Origin of the sequence: Clostridium sp. K13, assembly GCF_019734195.1 — a bacterium.
GTDB lineage: Bacteria > Bacillota > Clostridia > Clostridiales > Clostridiaceae > Clostridium.
The window spans coordinates 94,628-110,433 of record NZ_JAASHM010000007.1; the positions used below are offsets into that span (position 1 = coordinate 94,628).

The following is a 15,806-nucleotide window of genomic DNA, read 5'->3' on the forward strand; positions in this document are numbered from 1 at the left end:
CCTACCTAAAGCTCAAAAAATAAAAAGGTCTGTATGAGGTTGAACTAAAACTTTCAATCTCATACAGACCTTTCTCACTCTAAGCTATTTTACTTCTTTACACCAGCTTGAAGAAATTCTTGAATTATTTATATATCCTAAGTAACTATGTCCAACTTGTACCTCTAAACCATCATATCTATCAATTTGGTCATCACTTAGTTTTTCTACTCTCTCATCACTTGCTAAATAAACATCCTTACTAAAAATATAATTCTTTCCTTTGCAAAATATCATAGCTATCACCTCATGTAAATCATTGTCATGTCATATTATACACCTTTTTACTTATATAACCATCTAAGTTGTAATTTTCAATTTTTTGAATAATTTTATTCATAAATTTTACCATTATTCAATTTACAGAAAATAAAAAATAATTGAAATTAAACTAATTTAACTTCAATTATTTTAATAAATTATAATATGTTATTTTACCAAAAACTCTCTAATCACTTTTATTTTTAATAATATATAAGCCATTATACTTCCTAAAATAGCACTTATTGAAAATGGAACAATATACACAAATAGTGCAACTTCTTTTCCTAATACAAATGCTGCTAATGGATAAGCAAGCATAGCTCCTATTATTCCAGTACCTATTACTTCCCCTATTACTGCAAATTCTATCTTTTTAAACTTTTTATATAATATACCTGCAAAAAATACACCTACCATACTTCCTGGAAAAGCTAATATACTTCCAGTTGCTAATATATTTCTTATAAGCGCTGAAATAAATGCACATGCAACACCATAAATTGGTCCTAAAGATACTCCAGCTATAACATTAACAAAATGTTGTATTGGTGATGCTTTTGCTCCTAATATTGGTATAGAAAATGTACCTAAAACTGTAGCTATAGCAATTAATATTCCACTTAACACTATCTTTTTGGTAGTATTTTCCCTTGCTTTTGTTATTTGCATATTTTAATCCCCTTAAAAATTATTTATCTTTTCAATCCATTTTTCACACTCTAATTTTATATCTACTGCTCCTAATATAGCAGATACAACGGCAAAGCCATCAATGTTACATTCCTTTAACTTTTCAATATTATTTAATGATAATCCCCCTATTGTAACTATGGGAAGCTTAACTTCTTTTTTTATAGCTTTTAATTGATCTATAGTTACAGACTTTGCATCTAACTTTGTAGTAGTTGTAAACATAGCTCCAACCCCAAGATAATCTGCTCCATTTTCCTTTGCAACCATAGCTTCCTTTATAGTCCTTGCAGAGACTCCTACTATTTTATCTTTTCCTATAAGCTTTCTAACTTCATTTGCAGGTATATCACTTTGTCCAACATGAACTCCATCAGCATCACAAAGCATTGCAATATCAACTCTATCATTTATTATAAATTTAACATTGTACTTTTTAGTCAGCTCTCTAAGCTTAATTGCTTTTTCTAAAAATTCTTTTCCACTAGCTTCCTTTTCTCTTAATTGAAGCATAGTAACTCCACCCTTTAAGGCTTCTTCTATACATTCATAGAAATTTCTATCTTTTAAAATATCTGAATCAGTTACTAAATATAATTTTAAACTATCCATTATTCTCCTCCTTAAGCTGAATTATTGTTAGATAAAGCTATCTTTCTAAATCTGTTTATGGGTAATAAACTCATTAATATTGTACTTAAAATCCCTTCTACTCCACCACTACTGTAATTATATATAAAAGAGTATAAATACACATTCATCCCTTGGGGTGCATATTGCCCAAAAAATACTACTCCTGATACAAATGAGGCAAAAACACATAACATAGTTGCAAATAAACATCCTAAAATTATTTTATATTTTTTATTATTGCCAAAAACACAGGCTAATCCTAATGCCATAGGTCCTAGTAAAAAATCTAATAAAAAAAAATAATCATTATATTATTCTCCCTTGATGCTATTTATTAGCCATATTCCAAAAATCCATTTCATAAAGACTTGATTTTATAAATATATCTATAAGCTGTTCCTCTTCTTCTTTACTTAAATCTTTACAAATATCGTCAATGTATATTTTCCAATCATCTACACATTTCTTAAAAGATTCTGTTGAATATTCTAATATCCAAGGAGCATAAAAATTATTATCTAAATTTTCTTTATAAGTGTCATAAAGATATTTTCCAATGTAATAATAACTCCATGTACAAGGCATTGTAGCCATAGCAATCTCTTTACAATCTCCCTTTAAAGCAATACCCAACATAAAGCTTGTATAGCCTGCAGTTGTTAATTTACATTTTTGTTTTTCTGTTTCTTCTGGAGAAAGCCCAAAACCTTTTAAATAGTCAATGTGAACTGCTGTCTCATCATTTACAATCCCTGAAATAGCATTATGATAAAATTTCATTTCCTTCATAGTTTTAGCCTTAACTATGCCCATAGCGAAGACTTTTCCATAATCCTTTAAATATAAATAATCCTGTATTAAATAATTTTTAAATTTTTCTTTATCTAAATTCCCTTCACCTATTCCTTTAACAAAGGGATGCTTTAAATATTCATTCCATAATTCTTCAACTTCTTTAAATAAAACTTCTGAAAATTTCATCTTAATTTATCCTCGCATATTCCTTTAATTTTTCTTTATTCATTTCATATACATTATTCATAAGCTTCTCCTTAAAGCTTCCTATAGCAATATTATTCTTATCTGCTAACTCACCTGCTAATGCCATAGTAATAACCCCCATTGCAACAGCTTCTACCTTTTTAAATATATTCTTTTCATCTTCCTTTAAGCAGTTATATGTTCCTAAGTAACTTCCAATTAAACTACCAGTCATACATCCTGTACCTGTAACACTTTTTAGCTTAGGTGTGCCATTTACTACTTTAATAACATTTTCTCCATCACTAATAAAATCAACTTTTCCAGTAGCTACAACTATACAACCTAATTTATTTGCTACTTTTTTCACTACTTCTGATATATCCTCTCCATCATCAAAGGAATCAACACCTTGTCCCCTTACATCTAATCCTCCAATAAACTTTATTTCTGCTATATTACCCTTTACCACATCAAACTTTATTTCATTTAAAAGCATGTTTACAAAGTTTATCCTTGTTTTAGTTGCAAATACCCCTACTGGATCTAAAATAACAGGTTTATTAAACTTATTAGCAGCCTTTCCTGCCTTGACAAATAAATTTAATCTACTTGAATTCATAGTTCCAATATTAATTACAACAGAACTTGCAACACTTACTATTTCTTCAACCTCCTCTTCAGAATAACTCATAAGTGGACTCGCTCCTAAAGCAAGGGTTATATTTGCACAATCATTTATTGTTACTTCATTTGTATAATGAAGAACTAATGGATTTATTTCTTTTACTTTATTAATTAATTCAAACATTTCTTTTTTCCCTTCTCTTAATCTTTTAATTTATCTGTTAGCTATTTATTATAGTAATAAACTTCTATCAACTTTATGCTAACAACATCATTGACTTAAATTACTTCTTATAAATTTTATATAAAACTAAGAGTTAAATTTATAAAAATGATTAACAGGTCCAACTCCCTTTCCCATATCAAAACTGTGTCTTATTGCCTCTGTTATATACTCTTTACTTAACGTAATAGCTTCCTTGATATCATATCCTAAAGCTAAATGTGAAGTTATTGCTGAAGATAATGTACATCCTGTTCCATGAGTATTTTTTCTATCTAATCTTTCTTGTTTATAAATTTCAAAAGTATCTTTACCTATTAATACATCAACTGCATCACCTTCAAGATGACCACCTTTCATTAACACATATTTAGGTCCTAATTCTAATATTTTTTCTCCCACTTCTCTCATATCATCAACATTATTTATTTTTATTCCTGTAATTTCTTCCGCTTCTGGCGTATTAGGAGTAATTATATATGCCATAGGTATTAATTCTTCTATTAAACTCTTTTTTGCTTCTGGTTTTAATAGCGAATATCCACTTTTAGATATCATAACTGGATCAACAACTAAATACTCTGGATTATACCTTCTTAAAGTTTTAACAATTGTATTAATTATTTCAGCATTAGATACCATTCCTATTTTTACAGCCTTTGGCTCTATATCTTCAAATACAACTTCTATTTGCTTTTCTATTATTTCTTTACTTAAATCTTCTACAAGAAATACTCCTTGTGTGTTTTGCGCTGTTATAGCAGTTATTACGCTCATTCCATAAGTACCAATTGCACTAAATGTTTTTAAATCTGCTTGTACACCTGCTCCACCTGAAGAATCTGATCCTGCTATTGTTAATGTTGGTATCTTATAATTTCTCATTTTATTTTCTCCTATTCTTAAACTGAAATTTTTTATAAAATAAAAAAACAGCTATCCCCCACTGGAGTATAGCTGTATGATTACAAACAATATATATCTATTTTTTTTGTTTTAATAATTGTAAAATTTTAACTTTATTAATTTAGAATTATTTATATATATATTAATAAGCTTTCCTACGCTGGTATTATCCAGATCAGGTATAAGGGTTAATAATAACTTATTTCTCAGCCTTATGGCACCCCTAGCATAATTTTATTTAATTTTTATATACTAATTATATTACTTTATGAATCTTTGTCAATATTTTAAATACACTTCTTATTTATCATTCTTATTTGCACTTTTTTAGCTTATTTATTATTATATATATTAATATCTACATATACTAATAAAAAAATAAGGAGGTTTTTTTAATGTCAAGAAGCGCTGCATTTTTTGATATAGACGGAACAATATATAGAGAAGGACTTATTACTGAAGTATTTAAAAAAATAATTAAATACGACTTAGTTGATGAAAATAAGTGGTTTAAAGAAGTAAAACCTGCTTATATTAATTGGGATAAAAGACAAGGTGATTATGATACTTACCTTTTAAAGATGGTGGATGTATATATAGAAGCTATTAAAGGGCTAGATAAATATCATATAGACTATATTGCAAAAAAAGTAATAGAACAAAAAGGTGATAGAGTTTATACATTTTCAAGAGAAAGAATTAAATGGCATAAGAATAATGGTGATATTGTCATTGCTATATCTGGTTCCCCTATAGAATTAGTTAGAGAAATGTCTTTAAAATATCATATGGATGACTATAGAGGCACAATTTATGAATTAGATAAAGACAATAGATATAATGGATATATTACTCCTATGTGGGATTCTGAAAGCAAAGAAAAAGCCATTAAAGAATTATGTGAAAAGTATGATATAGATTTAAGTAAAAGCTATGCTTATGGTGATACTGCTGGTGATTTTACAATGTTTAAATCTGTTGGAATACCTTATGCTATGAATCCAACAAAAGAACTTATAACAAAAATTATGGACGATGAAGAACTAAAAAAGAAGATTAATATTATAGTTGAAAGAAAAGATGTAACTTATAAGCTAGACGTAAACTCATTAAGTCTTTTGTAAAAATTATTAAAAAAATTAATTAGGAACTCATTATTAAGTTCCTAATTAATTTTTATTATACAATATCTATCTTTTTACTAAAATTTTATCTAACATATTAATTTGAATTTCTCTAATCTTCATAAAATAATTAATAGCTAAACTAGATATTACTAGTACTATAAACGTAAATTTAAAATTAACCAATAACATATAAAGTAGTAATAACCATATAATTTGTGTCATTCCTTGTGACTTGCATCTTAACGCCAATCCCTTTATAACAAAAGAAAATGAATCTTTTAATATAAAGTATATTACTACTACTCTTATTGCCATTACTACATTTTTAAAATATACAAAATTAAATTCAAAGCCAATGATATTTAACAATTCATATATAATCAAATATATTATGCCTATAAAGTATGTACTTTTACTACAGCATATATATGCTCCATATTTCTTAAAGTTACGAACAATCATATATTTTTCTTTAGTATTTTCATTTAATATGTTAAGCTTTTTCCCGATAAATAATGCTCCTACATACACAATCAATATAGTACTAATAGGTATTGTAGCAACAAATATACTAAATACAATAGACATATATTCTTCATTTAGAGGAAATAAACCTCTATAACTATCAAACTCTTTCATAAAACTATATCCTGTTAATTTAGAAAAATATATATCTATTAATATCATAACAAAACAACCTAAAATTGCTGAATAAAAAAAGTCATCAAAGATTGTTCCTTTCTTTCTTATAAAATATCCACATATTAATCCCATTACTATTCCTTGACTCATCCAAATAGCAGATGCTACATCTCCTAATGATAATGTAACAATAAGTAATGAAGTTACCGATGATAATAAAGTATATTTTCCATCTAACCTCATATATGTTAAGCAAATAAAAAGTGGAACAATCATATCTAGATATAATGTATATGCTATTCCTGTATAAATTGCCATCATGCTAGTTACAACAAACAATGCAGATAACATTGCTGCTTCTATTAATTTTCTTGTGTTCAAATTTAATCCACCACACTTATCTTTTTCAATAACTTATAAATTAAAAAGTTATTTCACATCTTGAGTTCTTTAATCAATTATACACCTTTATTATAAAGTTAAAAGCAAATTTTTATTTTACTTTTCTTTTGTTAAAGCTTTTTCTTTATAATAATTATTTAATCCATCAAAAGTTGGCTCAATCCCTAATTGTAAACATTCTTCAACATAAGCTTTTAAAACATAAATACTCATTATTTTTACACCTCTTTTTAAGACTTTTTTATTTATTTATGTTTTAATATATGTAATAAGAGTTATGTAAATTACTAAAAATAATAAAAAAGTTTAATTTGTAGGTGAGAAATGAATTATATAATTTTTGATTTAGAATATAATCAACAACATCCTGATGATATCAACACTTCAGAAGCTAAACCTCCATTATTATTTGAAATTATTCAAATTGGAGCAATAAAATTTACTAAAGATCTAAAAACACTTTCTACTTTTAATTCTTTAGTAAAACCAAATATACATGAAAAACTTCATCCTTATGTAGAAAACTTAACTAAAATTAATATTGAAGATTTAAATAGTTCAAAAAACTTTAAATCAGTTCATAAGGAATTTATCAATTTTATTGGTAAAGAGGAACATATACTAGTTGTATGGGGAAATTCTGATATAAAAGAACTAATTAGAAATATAGAGTTTTATAATCTTGATGTTTCTAAAATATCAAATAAATATATAGATATTCAAAATTACACTAGTAAATTATTTAAACTACCTAAGGGACAAAAAATTAGTTTAAAAAACGCTGTAGAAGCTCTTAATATACCTATTGAAGGGGATTTTCATGATGCCTTTTTTGATGCTCATTATACAGCTGAAATTTTTAAGTCAGTTTATTCAAAAAAGCTTTCTCCAAGTATATTTATTAAAAGTACTGAAAAGCGACCTAAAGTAAAAAAAGAAAAACTTGATTCAGAAGCTTTAATAAAAGAATTTGAAAAAATATATAATCGTAAAATGTCTAAAGAAGAAGTAAAAATGATTCGCTTAGCATATTTTATGGGAAAAACTAAACAATTCCTTTTAAAAGATGAATAATTTTCCAAAAAGTAGGTAATCTAATACTAAAGGAGGCTACGTCAATGTTGCTTGTTTTAGTAAATATTATATGGATAGTCCTAAAATTAATCTGTTATGGGCTATTTCTTTTAATAAATACAATAATAAAAACATTTATTTTTATTATAAAAAAAACATACTTAAGAATTCCGTTCTTAATCATTAGTATTGGTTACTTATTGCATATTAACTTTAATATTTTAGCAACTATATATTTTATTTATTTAATGCATATATGCGCAATAAAATTTAATATTTATAATAAAATTTATTTAGATTTAAACTATGTTTATAATAAAATTTATAACTCTCGTAAAGTGGCAAATTGTTTGAAATCACTAAAAAATGACGGGATTATATTAAATAATATTTATTTAGAAAATGATGATGATACTTCTTGTTCTATAGATGAATTAGTAATTACTACTGGTGGAATTTTTGCTATTAAAACTCTAAATTTTTCTTATGATGATTATACTCAATCTGATATACCTAAAGTACTTTCTTTAAATAGCTTTAATTCCTCAAATGATACAATAATAGATTTTAAAATAATAAATTCACTTTCTGAAGAATGTCTGAAATGCTATAACATTTTACAAGATATTTTATCTTGTGATATACCAATTACTAATATTATTGCTATTCCACAGAAAAACTGTGTTATAAAAGAAGATTCTTCATTAGAAACTCCAATTGTAATTGCTGATGATTTACCTTATTACATAAAAAATAGAATTAATAAAAATATTAATCTTTCACCATTACTAATAAAAGAAGACTTACTTGAAAATAAAACTTGGTTTTTCGATATATTTTTTTCTAGCTTTCAAACCTTTCTTAGTCATAATAAATTAGTAATATTATTTTTTTCTATATTCTTAGCTATATATTATATCTATATAACTTTTATATCTTATATATTTTTCAAAATAATTACATTATAGATAATATAAAAAAGTAACTAACTTTCTTATCATTAAGATATTTAAGTTAGTTACTTTTTATGTTTGAACTATCCTATCATTTCATATTCATCCATGTTAGTTTGCTTTACTATTTTATTATATACTTCCTTAATATCATCTGCATTGTTATCAAATGCTAATGCCTCTACTAATGAGTCTAAAACTAGCATTACTTCTTTTTTATCCAACTTTATCTCCATAAAAATATACTCCTCCTTTATGTTTATTTACTAAGTTCAATGAACTTCTCTATATCATCTTGTATAGTTTTTAATGAATTTCTCCAAAACTCTTTATTATGAATATCTATACCAACTTCTTTTGTTATATCTGCAATTTTATTTTTTCCTGTTATTGATAAAAGTTTTTCATACTCACTTGTAAAACTAGTACCCTTCTTTAAATATTCGGCATACAATCCCTTTGCAAATAATAATCCAAAGGCATATGGGAAGTTATAATAGTTATAATTTGCATCATAATAATGTGGCTTCCATGCCCACATATATGGATGTAAATATTCTGGATCTAATCCATCTCCATAAGCTTCTCTTTGTGCTTCTAGCATTAATTCCTTAATTTTCTCTACTGTTAATGCACTTTCTTTTCTTGCCTCAAATACTGATTTTTCAAATAAAAATCTTGAATATATATCTACTATTACTTGTGTACAATCACAAATTTCAGCTTCTAATATAGCTAATGCTTCATCTTTATTAGCTTCTTTTATAGCAGCCTTTTTTATTATAGTTTCACAGAATGTAGATGCAGTTTCTGCGATAGGCATTGGATACTCTGAATTTAATATTGCTTCATTTTTTAAGCATTCTCCATGAAATCCATGTCCAAGCTCATGTGCCATAGTTACTACATCACCAAAGCTACCACCATAATTTAATAAAACTCTGCTTTCTCCTATGAAGTGAAGTCCAGCACAAAATGCTCCCCCTACCTTACCTTCTCTAGGTACAACATCTATCCAGTCATTATCTATAGCTTTTTGAGCAAAATCACCTAAATTATCACTAAATGTTCTAAAGTTTTTAACAACAAATTTTGCTCCTTCGTCATATGTAAATTTCATATCAGCACTTGATATTGGAGCATATAAATCATAGAAAGGTAATCCATTTTTATGACCTAACATTTCTGCCTTTCTTCTTAAATATTTTCTAAAAGCAGGTAAACTCTCCTTCATAGCATCTAACATTGCATTAAGTGATTCTTCATCCATTCTTGAATCTAAAAGAGTTTTTTCTAAAGGTGATTTATACCCTCTAAAATCACAAACTGTTATTACTTCTCCCTTTATTCCATTAAGAGCTGCAGCAACTCCCTCTTCAACTTTTTTATATGATGCTATTTCAGCTTCATAGGCCCTTTTTCTTACCTCTTCACATTTATCTTCAGCCATATTTAATACTACTGTTAAAGGATATTCCTTTACTTCACCATCTTCGTTAATTTCAACTTTTAATGATGATATCAAGTTATCCTTAAGCTTACTCCATGCATTAGAACCAGTATTTTTCATATTGGCAATAATACTTTCTTCCTTATCACTTAATAAGTATTTACTTTGTTCCACAATATTTTTCAATACAAATTCGTGGGCCTTAAGTAATTCTGATTTTTCAATTATAGAGTCAATATCACTGATTTTACTTATATATCTTTCTAATTTAGTTGAAGCTTCAACAATATAAGTTAATTTTTTTTCAAAAATATCAGAGTATCTTAATGCTTCAGAATCTTTTGTATTTACGCTAATACTTAGTTCTATAAAAGCACCTATTTTACTAATTAACTCATTTAATTTTGAATATCTCTTTATATATTCCTCTAACTTTAATAATATGTTGCAATCATCTTCTACAATTTCATTTGCCCATTCATTAATTTCTTGAATTTTAGTTGTAAGTTTTTCCATATCCATTTTAAATTCATTGCTTTCAAAGGATGGATATAGCTCTTTTAAACTCCAATTTAAACTCATAATTTACTCCTCCTCTTATTTTGTTTATAAATTCTTTATTATAATTATATACTGTTAAAGAAAATAATTCCAACTAAATATAAAAAAGTAAAATAAATTGCAAAATCTACAATTTATTTTACTTTTATTTTAGTCTTTATTTTTTTATTCTAACTTGAAGTTTTTCTATCCAACCTTTATTATACTTTAATGAAATATAACCTATTATACTCATAATTAGAGCTCCAACCGCATCTACAAATAGATCTACCATAGTATCTGTTAAAGCCGCTCTTCCAATTAATTGTGTCCCATTTTCTAATGCAAATTTTTGCATATTAAGACCTAATAACCCATCAAAAGTAAATTCATAAAACTCCCAAACTACTCCTAATGTTACTGCAAAGCAAAATGAAAATAATGCTACAAATACAGGACTTAAATTCATTGGAACTTCTTCTGTTTTATTTAATAGAGTTACAATAGAAAATCCTAATGCTCCTATCATAGCACCACTAAATGTATGTAATATATTATCCCAATTTGGAACATTATAATAAAAGCTCTTTACCTCACCTAAATATATAGCGGAATATAAAAATATAGTATATAAAATTAGCATATTTGATGGTATTTGAATTTTTAACTTATGTTCAAGCATTCCTGGTAGTAGCATTGCCACTACTCCTAAAATACACTGTGATAGCATTAATGCATAATCACTTTTTATACGAATAAATGGCTCGTTAGGATCTGCTATTGTAGGCGCTTTATTAATTGCAAAAACTAAAAATGCAATTGTAGAAATTAATGTTATTATTACGAAATAACTTAAAATTTTCTGCCAATTAATTTTACTCTTCATCCTATCTCTCTCCTTCTTTTAAAATTAATAAATTTAATTGTATTAGTTCAAATTCTAATTTTATAATAAATATTCATAAAAGTAAAATAATATGTGAAGTTTATATCAAATATATTTTATTTTTTCATATATATTTTACAATTAATTAATTTTTTCTCTTTACAACTATATTTTTTTGGTTTATCATTAACACTAAGAAATATCTTAATAGTAAATTATTTAACCAGCTTTGAAGGAAAGAGTAATTTTAATGATATCTTTAAGCGAGTAAGGGATGGTGTAAGCCTTATAAGATTAGTTTTAATGAAAAACGTTCCTGAGCTTCTAACTGAACAAGTATAAATTTATATTTATGAAATTTTATACTTTACTAGGCTTAGACGGGACCCTACCGTTACAATGGGACAGTCTTAAATTTCATTTTAAATTTAGCACTGATTAAGTTGGCATTTTAATGCAAATTAGGTGGTACCGCGGAATATACCTTTCGTCCTATATTTTTAGGATGAAAGGTTTTTTTATTTTATTTAGGGGGTTATTATTATGACAAAAGAATTAAAATCTAAAGTTTTCGTACCAGAAAACTACAAATCAAACTTATCATTAATAGAAACTGAAATAGCAATCAAAAAAGTTAAAGATTTTTTTGAAACTAGACTTGCTAAAACTTTAAACTTAACAAGGGTTTCTGCTCCATTATTTTTAGAAAACTCTTCAGGATTAAATGATAATTTAAATGGTACAGAAAGGCCTGTAAGCTTTGATATGTTAGCAATTGATAATAGTAATATAGAAATAGTTCATTCATTAGCAAAATGGAAAAGATTCGCTCTACACAGATATAAATTTGAATCTGGAACTGGCTTATACACAGATATGAATGCTATAAGAAGAGATGAGGAGTTAGATAACCTTCATTCAATTTACGTAGATCAATGGGATTGGGAAAAGGTTATTAGTAAAGAGGAAAGAAATGTAGATACATTAAAAGATACAGTTAGAAAAATATTCTCAGTATTTAAAGCTACTGAAGATTTGGTTGCAACTGAATATCCAGATATAGAAAAAATTCTACCTGAAGATATTACTTTTATTACTTCTCAAGAATTAGAGGACATGTATCCTTCCCTTTCATCTAAGGAAAGAGAAAATGCTATATGTAAAGAACATAAAGCTGTATTTATAATAGGTATTGGTGATACATTAAAATCTGGTGAAAAACATGATGGAAGAAGTCCTGATTATGATGACTGGTCTTTAAATGGTGATATTTTATTCTATGACCCACTATTTGATTCAGCTATAGAGCTTTCTTCTATGGGAATTAGAGTTGATAAAGCTGCTTTAGAATATCAGTTAAAAAAATCTGGATGTGAAGATAGATCTACTCTACCATTCCACAAAGCATTATTAGAAGAAAAACTTCCTCTTACTATGGGTGGTGGAATTGGACAATCAAGAATTTGTATGTTCTTCCTAAGAAAAGCTCATATAGGAGAAGTTCAAGCTTCTATATGGGATGAATATACTCATGAAAAATGTGAAGAAGCACATATTGAATTATTATAAAATAATATAAATTATTAATATTTTAAACCACAATAATTAAGATAATTATTGTGGTTTTATTTTTTTTATTATATTAAAAATAATTTTTAATATAAATCTATATAAAAAACTCACCTAAGAAAATATTGACATTTAGTTATAAAAACTGTAAAATATCCTTGTATTAGTAATGATTAACCATAAATTTAGTATTACTAAACTTTTTAATATTTTTTATAGGAGGTTTTATGAACACCGCATTTTTATTAAGAAAATACTTATCCGTTGGATGGATGTAAATTAAATTTTTGGAGGTTTTTATTATGAATATTGAACAATTAGGAAGACACATTTTAGTGGAGTATTACAACTGTGACAAGGAATTACTAAAAGATCATGAGGCTATTGAAAAACATATGAAGCAAGCTGCTTTAGAGGCTAATGCAACTATAGTAACAAGCTGTTTTCATAAGTTTAACCCATGGGGAGTAAGTGGTGCAGTTATAATACAAGAATCACATCTTACAATACACACATGGCCAGAGTATGGTTATGCATCAGTAGATTTATTTACTTGTGGTGATAGCGTTAATCCTTGGAAAGGCTTTAAATATCTTGAAAATGCATTAAGCGCAGATAGAAGTGAATCTACAGAGGTCTCTAGAGGACTAGTTGATAAAATTAGAACCTTTGGTGATGGTGAATATAATAATTTAACAATAACTCATAAGATGGAGGTTTAAAGAGATGAATATGGAATTATGGTATACTGAAAATCAAACAGAAAATGTTAACTTTTCAATGAAAGTAAAAAATCATCTTTATTCTGCTCAAAGTGATTTTCAAAAAATAGACATAATAGATACCTACGAATTTGGTAGAGTATTAGTTATTGATAATTGGACTATGGTTACTGAAAAGGATGAGTTCATTTATCATGAAATGATAACACATGTGGCTTTAGCAACAAATCCGAATATAAAAAACGTTCTAGTAATTGGTGCTGGTGATGGTGGTACTGTTAGAGAACTTACTAGATATAATAATATTATGAAAATAGACATGGTAGAAATAGACAAGCTAGTTGTTGATGCTTCTATTGAACACTTACCATTTACATCATGTAAATTAAATGATCCTAGAGTTAACCTATACTTTGAAGACGGGATTAAATTTGTTAAAGATAAAAAAAACTTATATGATTTAATTATAGTTGATTCTACAGATCCTATTGGGCCTGGTGAAGGCCTATTTACAACCGAGTTTTATACTGATTGTTATAATGCATTAACTGATAAAGGTATATTGATTAATCAATGTGAAAGCCCTTACTATCCTAATAATGCATATGAAATGAAAAGATCTTATAAAAAACTTAATAATTTATTTGATATTTGCAAAGCATATCAATACCATATGCCAACATATCCATCAGGTCATATGATATTCTCTTTTGCTTCAAAAATATTAGATCCAATTAAAGATTTAAATAGTGATGCTTGGAATTCTTTAGGACTAGCTACAAAATATTATAATACAGACATACATAAAGGTTCATTTGCATTACCTAATTATGTTATAGAAATGCTTAAATAAGTAAGAGATAAAAGTGAAGGTTGAAACCCTCAGTGGCTTTAACCTTCACTCTTAACATTTCTCTCTTTTTCACTCTTAACTAAACAAAAAAGCCATAGTTATCTCTAACCATGACTTCTTATTTCTTATATTATACCAGCAATAATTCCTCCACCAACAACTTTGTTTCCTTGATAAAAAACAACTGATTGACCTTTTGTTATTGCTCTTTGTTTATCTTTAAAACTTACTTTAACTTTTCCATCCTTTAAAGGTGAAATAACTGCTTCAGCAGGTCTTCCTGAATATCTAACCTTGGCTTCTACTGTTATTGGTTCTTCTAGCTTATCAAATGGTATAAAGTTAACATCTTTAGCAACTAAATCAGTTTTAAATATATCCTCTTCTGGTCCTAATACAACTTCATTAGTTCTAGGATTAATATCTGTTACAAATACCGGTCTTCCAAGAGCTATTCCTAATCCCTTTCTTTGACCTATTGTGTAGTATACTATTCCCTTATGCTGACCTAGTACATTTCCATTCTTATCAACAAAGTTTCCTGGAACAACTTCTAATGGTCTAGCTTCACTTATGTATCTACCATGATTATTATCTGGTATAAAGCAAATTTCTTCACTATCCTTTTTATTATATACTGATAATCCAATTTCCTTAGCAATTTCTCTTATTCTATCCTTAGTGTATTCTCCACAAGGCATAAGAGTATGTGCCAATTGCTCTTGAGTAAAGTTATATAATGCATATGTTTGGTCTTTTCTATCATCATCTGAACGAATTAATAGATATCTTCCATTTTCATCTTGTTCAATTTTAGCATAGTGACCTGTTGCAACATAATCAGCGCCTATTCCTTGAGCTTTTCTTAATAACTCATCAAATTTTAAATACTTATTACATGCTATACATGGGTTTGGTGTTTTTCCATCTATATATTCTTGAACAAAATAATCAATAACTTTTTCTTTAAAGCTATCTCTAAAGTTCATTACATAAAAAGGAATACCAATTTTATTAGCAACTCTTCTTGCATCATCTACAGCTGAAAGTGAACAACATCCACCTTCTCTTTCTGTATAATCTTTATCTTCTTGCCATATTTGCATTGTAACACCAATAACATCATAGCCTTGTTCTTTTAAAAGGTAAGCAGCAACGGAGCTATCAACTCCGCCACTCATACCTATAACTACTTTTTTCTTCTTTTCCATCAAATCACACCTTA

17 protein-coding genes, 1 pseudogene, 1 riboswitch and 1 other annotated feature are annotated in these 15,806 nt (G+C 27.0%); of the genes and pseudogenes, 6 read left to right on the top strand and 12 right to left on the bottom strand.

Features of this window, described 5'->3' with window-relative positions; genetic code table 11:
- Window positions 1-84: 84 nt before the first annotated feature.
- From HCG76_RS06330 to thiD, 7 genes and pseudogenes are all read right to left on the bottom strand, one after another.
- Window positions 85-276 (bottom strand): hypothetical protein, encoded by a 192-nt coding sequence (locus HCG76_RS06330; RefSeq protein WP_221699381.1) that lies wholly within the window; start codon window positions 274-276, stop codon window positions 85-87.
- A 192-nt stretch (window positions 277-468) separates the two neighbouring features.
- Window positions 469-972, bottom strand: coding sequence for an energy coupling factor transporter S component ThiW (thiW, locus tag HCG76_RS06335; RefSeq protein WP_221699380.1), 504 nt, complete (start codon window positions 970-972; stop codon window positions 469-471).
- A 12-nt stretch (window positions 973-984) separates the two neighbouring features.
- Window positions 985-1,605 (bottom strand): thiamine phosphate synthase, encoded by a 621-nt coding sequence (gene thiE, locus HCG76_RS06340; RefSeq protein ID WP_221699379.1) that lies wholly within the window; start codon window positions 1,603-1,605, stop codon window positions 985-987.
- An 11-nt stretch (window positions 1,606-1,616) separates the two neighbouring features.
- A pseudogene (locus HCG76_RS06345) lies at window positions 1,617-1,910 on the bottom strand (energy-coupled thiamine transporter ThiT); the annotation flags it as partial.
- A 43-nt stretch (window positions 1,911-1,953) separates the two neighbouring features.
- Complete coding sequence (gene tenA, locus HCG76_RS06350) at window positions 1,954-2,607, bottom strand: thiaminase II (protein ID WP_221699377.1); 654 nt, start codon at window positions 2,605-2,607, stop codon at window positions 1,954-1,956.
- 1 nt (window position 2,608) lies between these two features.
- On the bottom strand, window positions 2,609-3,418 hold the full coding sequence (gene thiM, locus HCG76_RS06355) for a hydroxyethylthiazole kinase (RefSeq protein WP_221699376.1): 810 nt from the start codon (window positions 3,416-3,418) through the stop codon (window positions 2,609-2,611).
- A 126-nt stretch (window positions 3,419-3,544) separates the two neighbouring features.
- The gene (gene thiD / locus HCG76_RS06360; protein WP_221699375.1) at window positions 3,545-4,342 is read right to left on the bottom strand and encodes a bifunctional hydroxymethylpyrimidine kinase/phosphomethylpyrimidine kinase; all 798 of its coding nucleotides are present in this window, start codon (window positions 4,340-4,342) and stop codon (window positions 3,545-3,547) included.
- Between the two features lie 156 nt (window positions 4,343-4,498).
- Window positions 4,499-4,598, bottom strand: a riboswitch (TPP riboswitch).
- Window positions 4,599-4,758: 160 nt separating this feature from the next.
- On the opposite strand from thiD, the gene HCG76_RS06365 reads away from it, so the two are divergent.
- Entirely contained in the window at window positions 4,759-5,487 is a 729-nt protein-coding gene (locus tag HCG76_RS06365; protein WP_221699374.1) for an HAD family hydrolase, read from the top strand.
- A gap of 66 nt (window positions 5,488-5,553) precedes the next feature.
- On the opposite strand, the gene HCG76_RS06370 is transcribed toward HCG76_RS06365, so the two are convergent.
- Complete coding sequence (locus HCG76_RS06370) at window positions 5,554-6,513, bottom strand: DUF2232 domain-containing protein (protein WP_221699373.1); 960 nt, start codon at window positions 6,511-6,513, stop codon at window positions 5,554-5,556.
- Between the two features lie 345 nt (window positions 6,514-6,858).
- Here HCG76_RS06370 and HCG76_RS06375 point away from each other — a divergent pair, with 345 nt between their 5' ends.
- Together HCG76_RS06375 and HCG76_RS06380 are read left to right on the top strand one after the other, a co-directional pair.
- Window positions 6,859-7,608, top strand: coding sequence for a 3'-5' exonuclease (locus tag HCG76_RS06375; protein ID WP_221699372.1), 750 nt, complete (start codon window positions 6,859-6,861; stop codon window positions 7,606-7,608).
- Between the two features lie 248 nt (window positions 7,609-7,856).
- Window positions 7,857-8,576 (top strand): NERD domain-containing protein, encoded by a 720-nt coding sequence (locus HCG76_RS06380; protein WP_260458048.1) that lies wholly within the window; start codon window positions 7,857-7,859, stop codon window positions 8,574-8,576.
- 68 nt (window positions 8,577-8,644) lie between these two features.
- Here the strand turns inward: HCG76_RS06380 and HCG76_RS06385 are convergent, their stop codons facing one another.
- The 3 genes from HCG76_RS06385 to HCG76_RS06395 form a co-directional block, all read right to left on the bottom strand.
- Complete coding sequence (locus HCG76_RS06385; protein WP_221699370.1) at window positions 8,645-8,797, bottom strand: hypothetical protein; 153 nt, start codon at window positions 8,795-8,797, stop codon at window positions 8,645-8,647.
- Between the two features lie 23 nt (window positions 8,798-8,820).
- Window positions 8,821-10,593: a M3 family oligoendopeptidase gene (locus HCG76_RS06390; protein WP_221699369.1), complete on the bottom strand. Its 1,773-nt coding sequence runs from the start codon at window positions 10,591-10,593 to the stop codon at window positions 8,821-8,823.
- Between the two features lie 136 nt (window positions 10,594-10,729).
- Complete coding sequence (locus tag HCG76_RS06395) at window positions 10,730-11,437, bottom strand: hypothetical protein (protein ID WP_221699368.1); 708 nt, start codon at window positions 11,435-11,437, stop codon at window positions 10,730-10,732.
- 220 nt (window positions 11,438-11,657) lie between these two features.
- Window positions 11,658-11,935: a binding site (T-box leader), on the top strand.
- Window positions 11,936-11,980: 45 nt separating this feature from the next.
- On the opposite strand from HCG76_RS06395, the gene asnA reads away from it, so the two are divergent.
- The 3 genes from asnA to speE all read left to right on the top strand — a co-directional run bounded on the left by asnA (window position 11,981) and on the right by speE (window position 14,581).
- Window positions 11,981-13,006 carry an aspartate--ammonia ligase gene (gene asnA, locus HCG76_RS06400; RefSeq protein ID WP_221699367.1) on the top strand — a complete coding sequence of 342 codons (1,026 nt, stop codon included), beginning with the start codon at window positions 11,981-11,983 and terminating at the stop codon, window positions 13,004-13,006.
- A gap of 308 nt (window positions 13,007-13,314) precedes the next feature.
- Window positions 13,315-13,728 carry an adenosylmethionine decarboxylase gene (gene speD, locus HCG76_RS06405; RefSeq protein WP_311776384.1) on the top strand — a complete coding sequence of 138 codons (414 nt, stop codon included), beginning with the start codon at window positions 13,315-13,317 and terminating at the stop codon, window positions 13,726-13,728.
- A gap of 10 nt (window positions 13,729-13,738) precedes the next feature.
- Window positions 13,739-14,581 (top strand): polyamine aminopropyltransferase, encoded by an 843-nt coding sequence (gene speE / locus HCG76_RS06410; protein ID WP_221699442.1) that lies wholly within the window; start codon window positions 13,739-13,741, stop codon window positions 14,579-14,581.
- A 125-nt stretch (window positions 14,582-14,706) separates the two neighbouring features.
- Here the strand turns inward: speE and mnmA are convergent, their stop codons facing one another.
- The gene (gene mnmA / locus HCG76_RS06415) at window positions 14,707-15,792 is read right to left on the bottom strand and encodes a tRNA 2-thiouridine(34) synthase MnmA (protein ID WP_370778079.1); all 1,086 of its coding nucleotides are present in this window, start codon (window positions 15,790-15,792) and stop codon (window positions 14,707-14,709) included.
- Window positions 15,793-15,806: the final 14 nt, after the last annotated feature.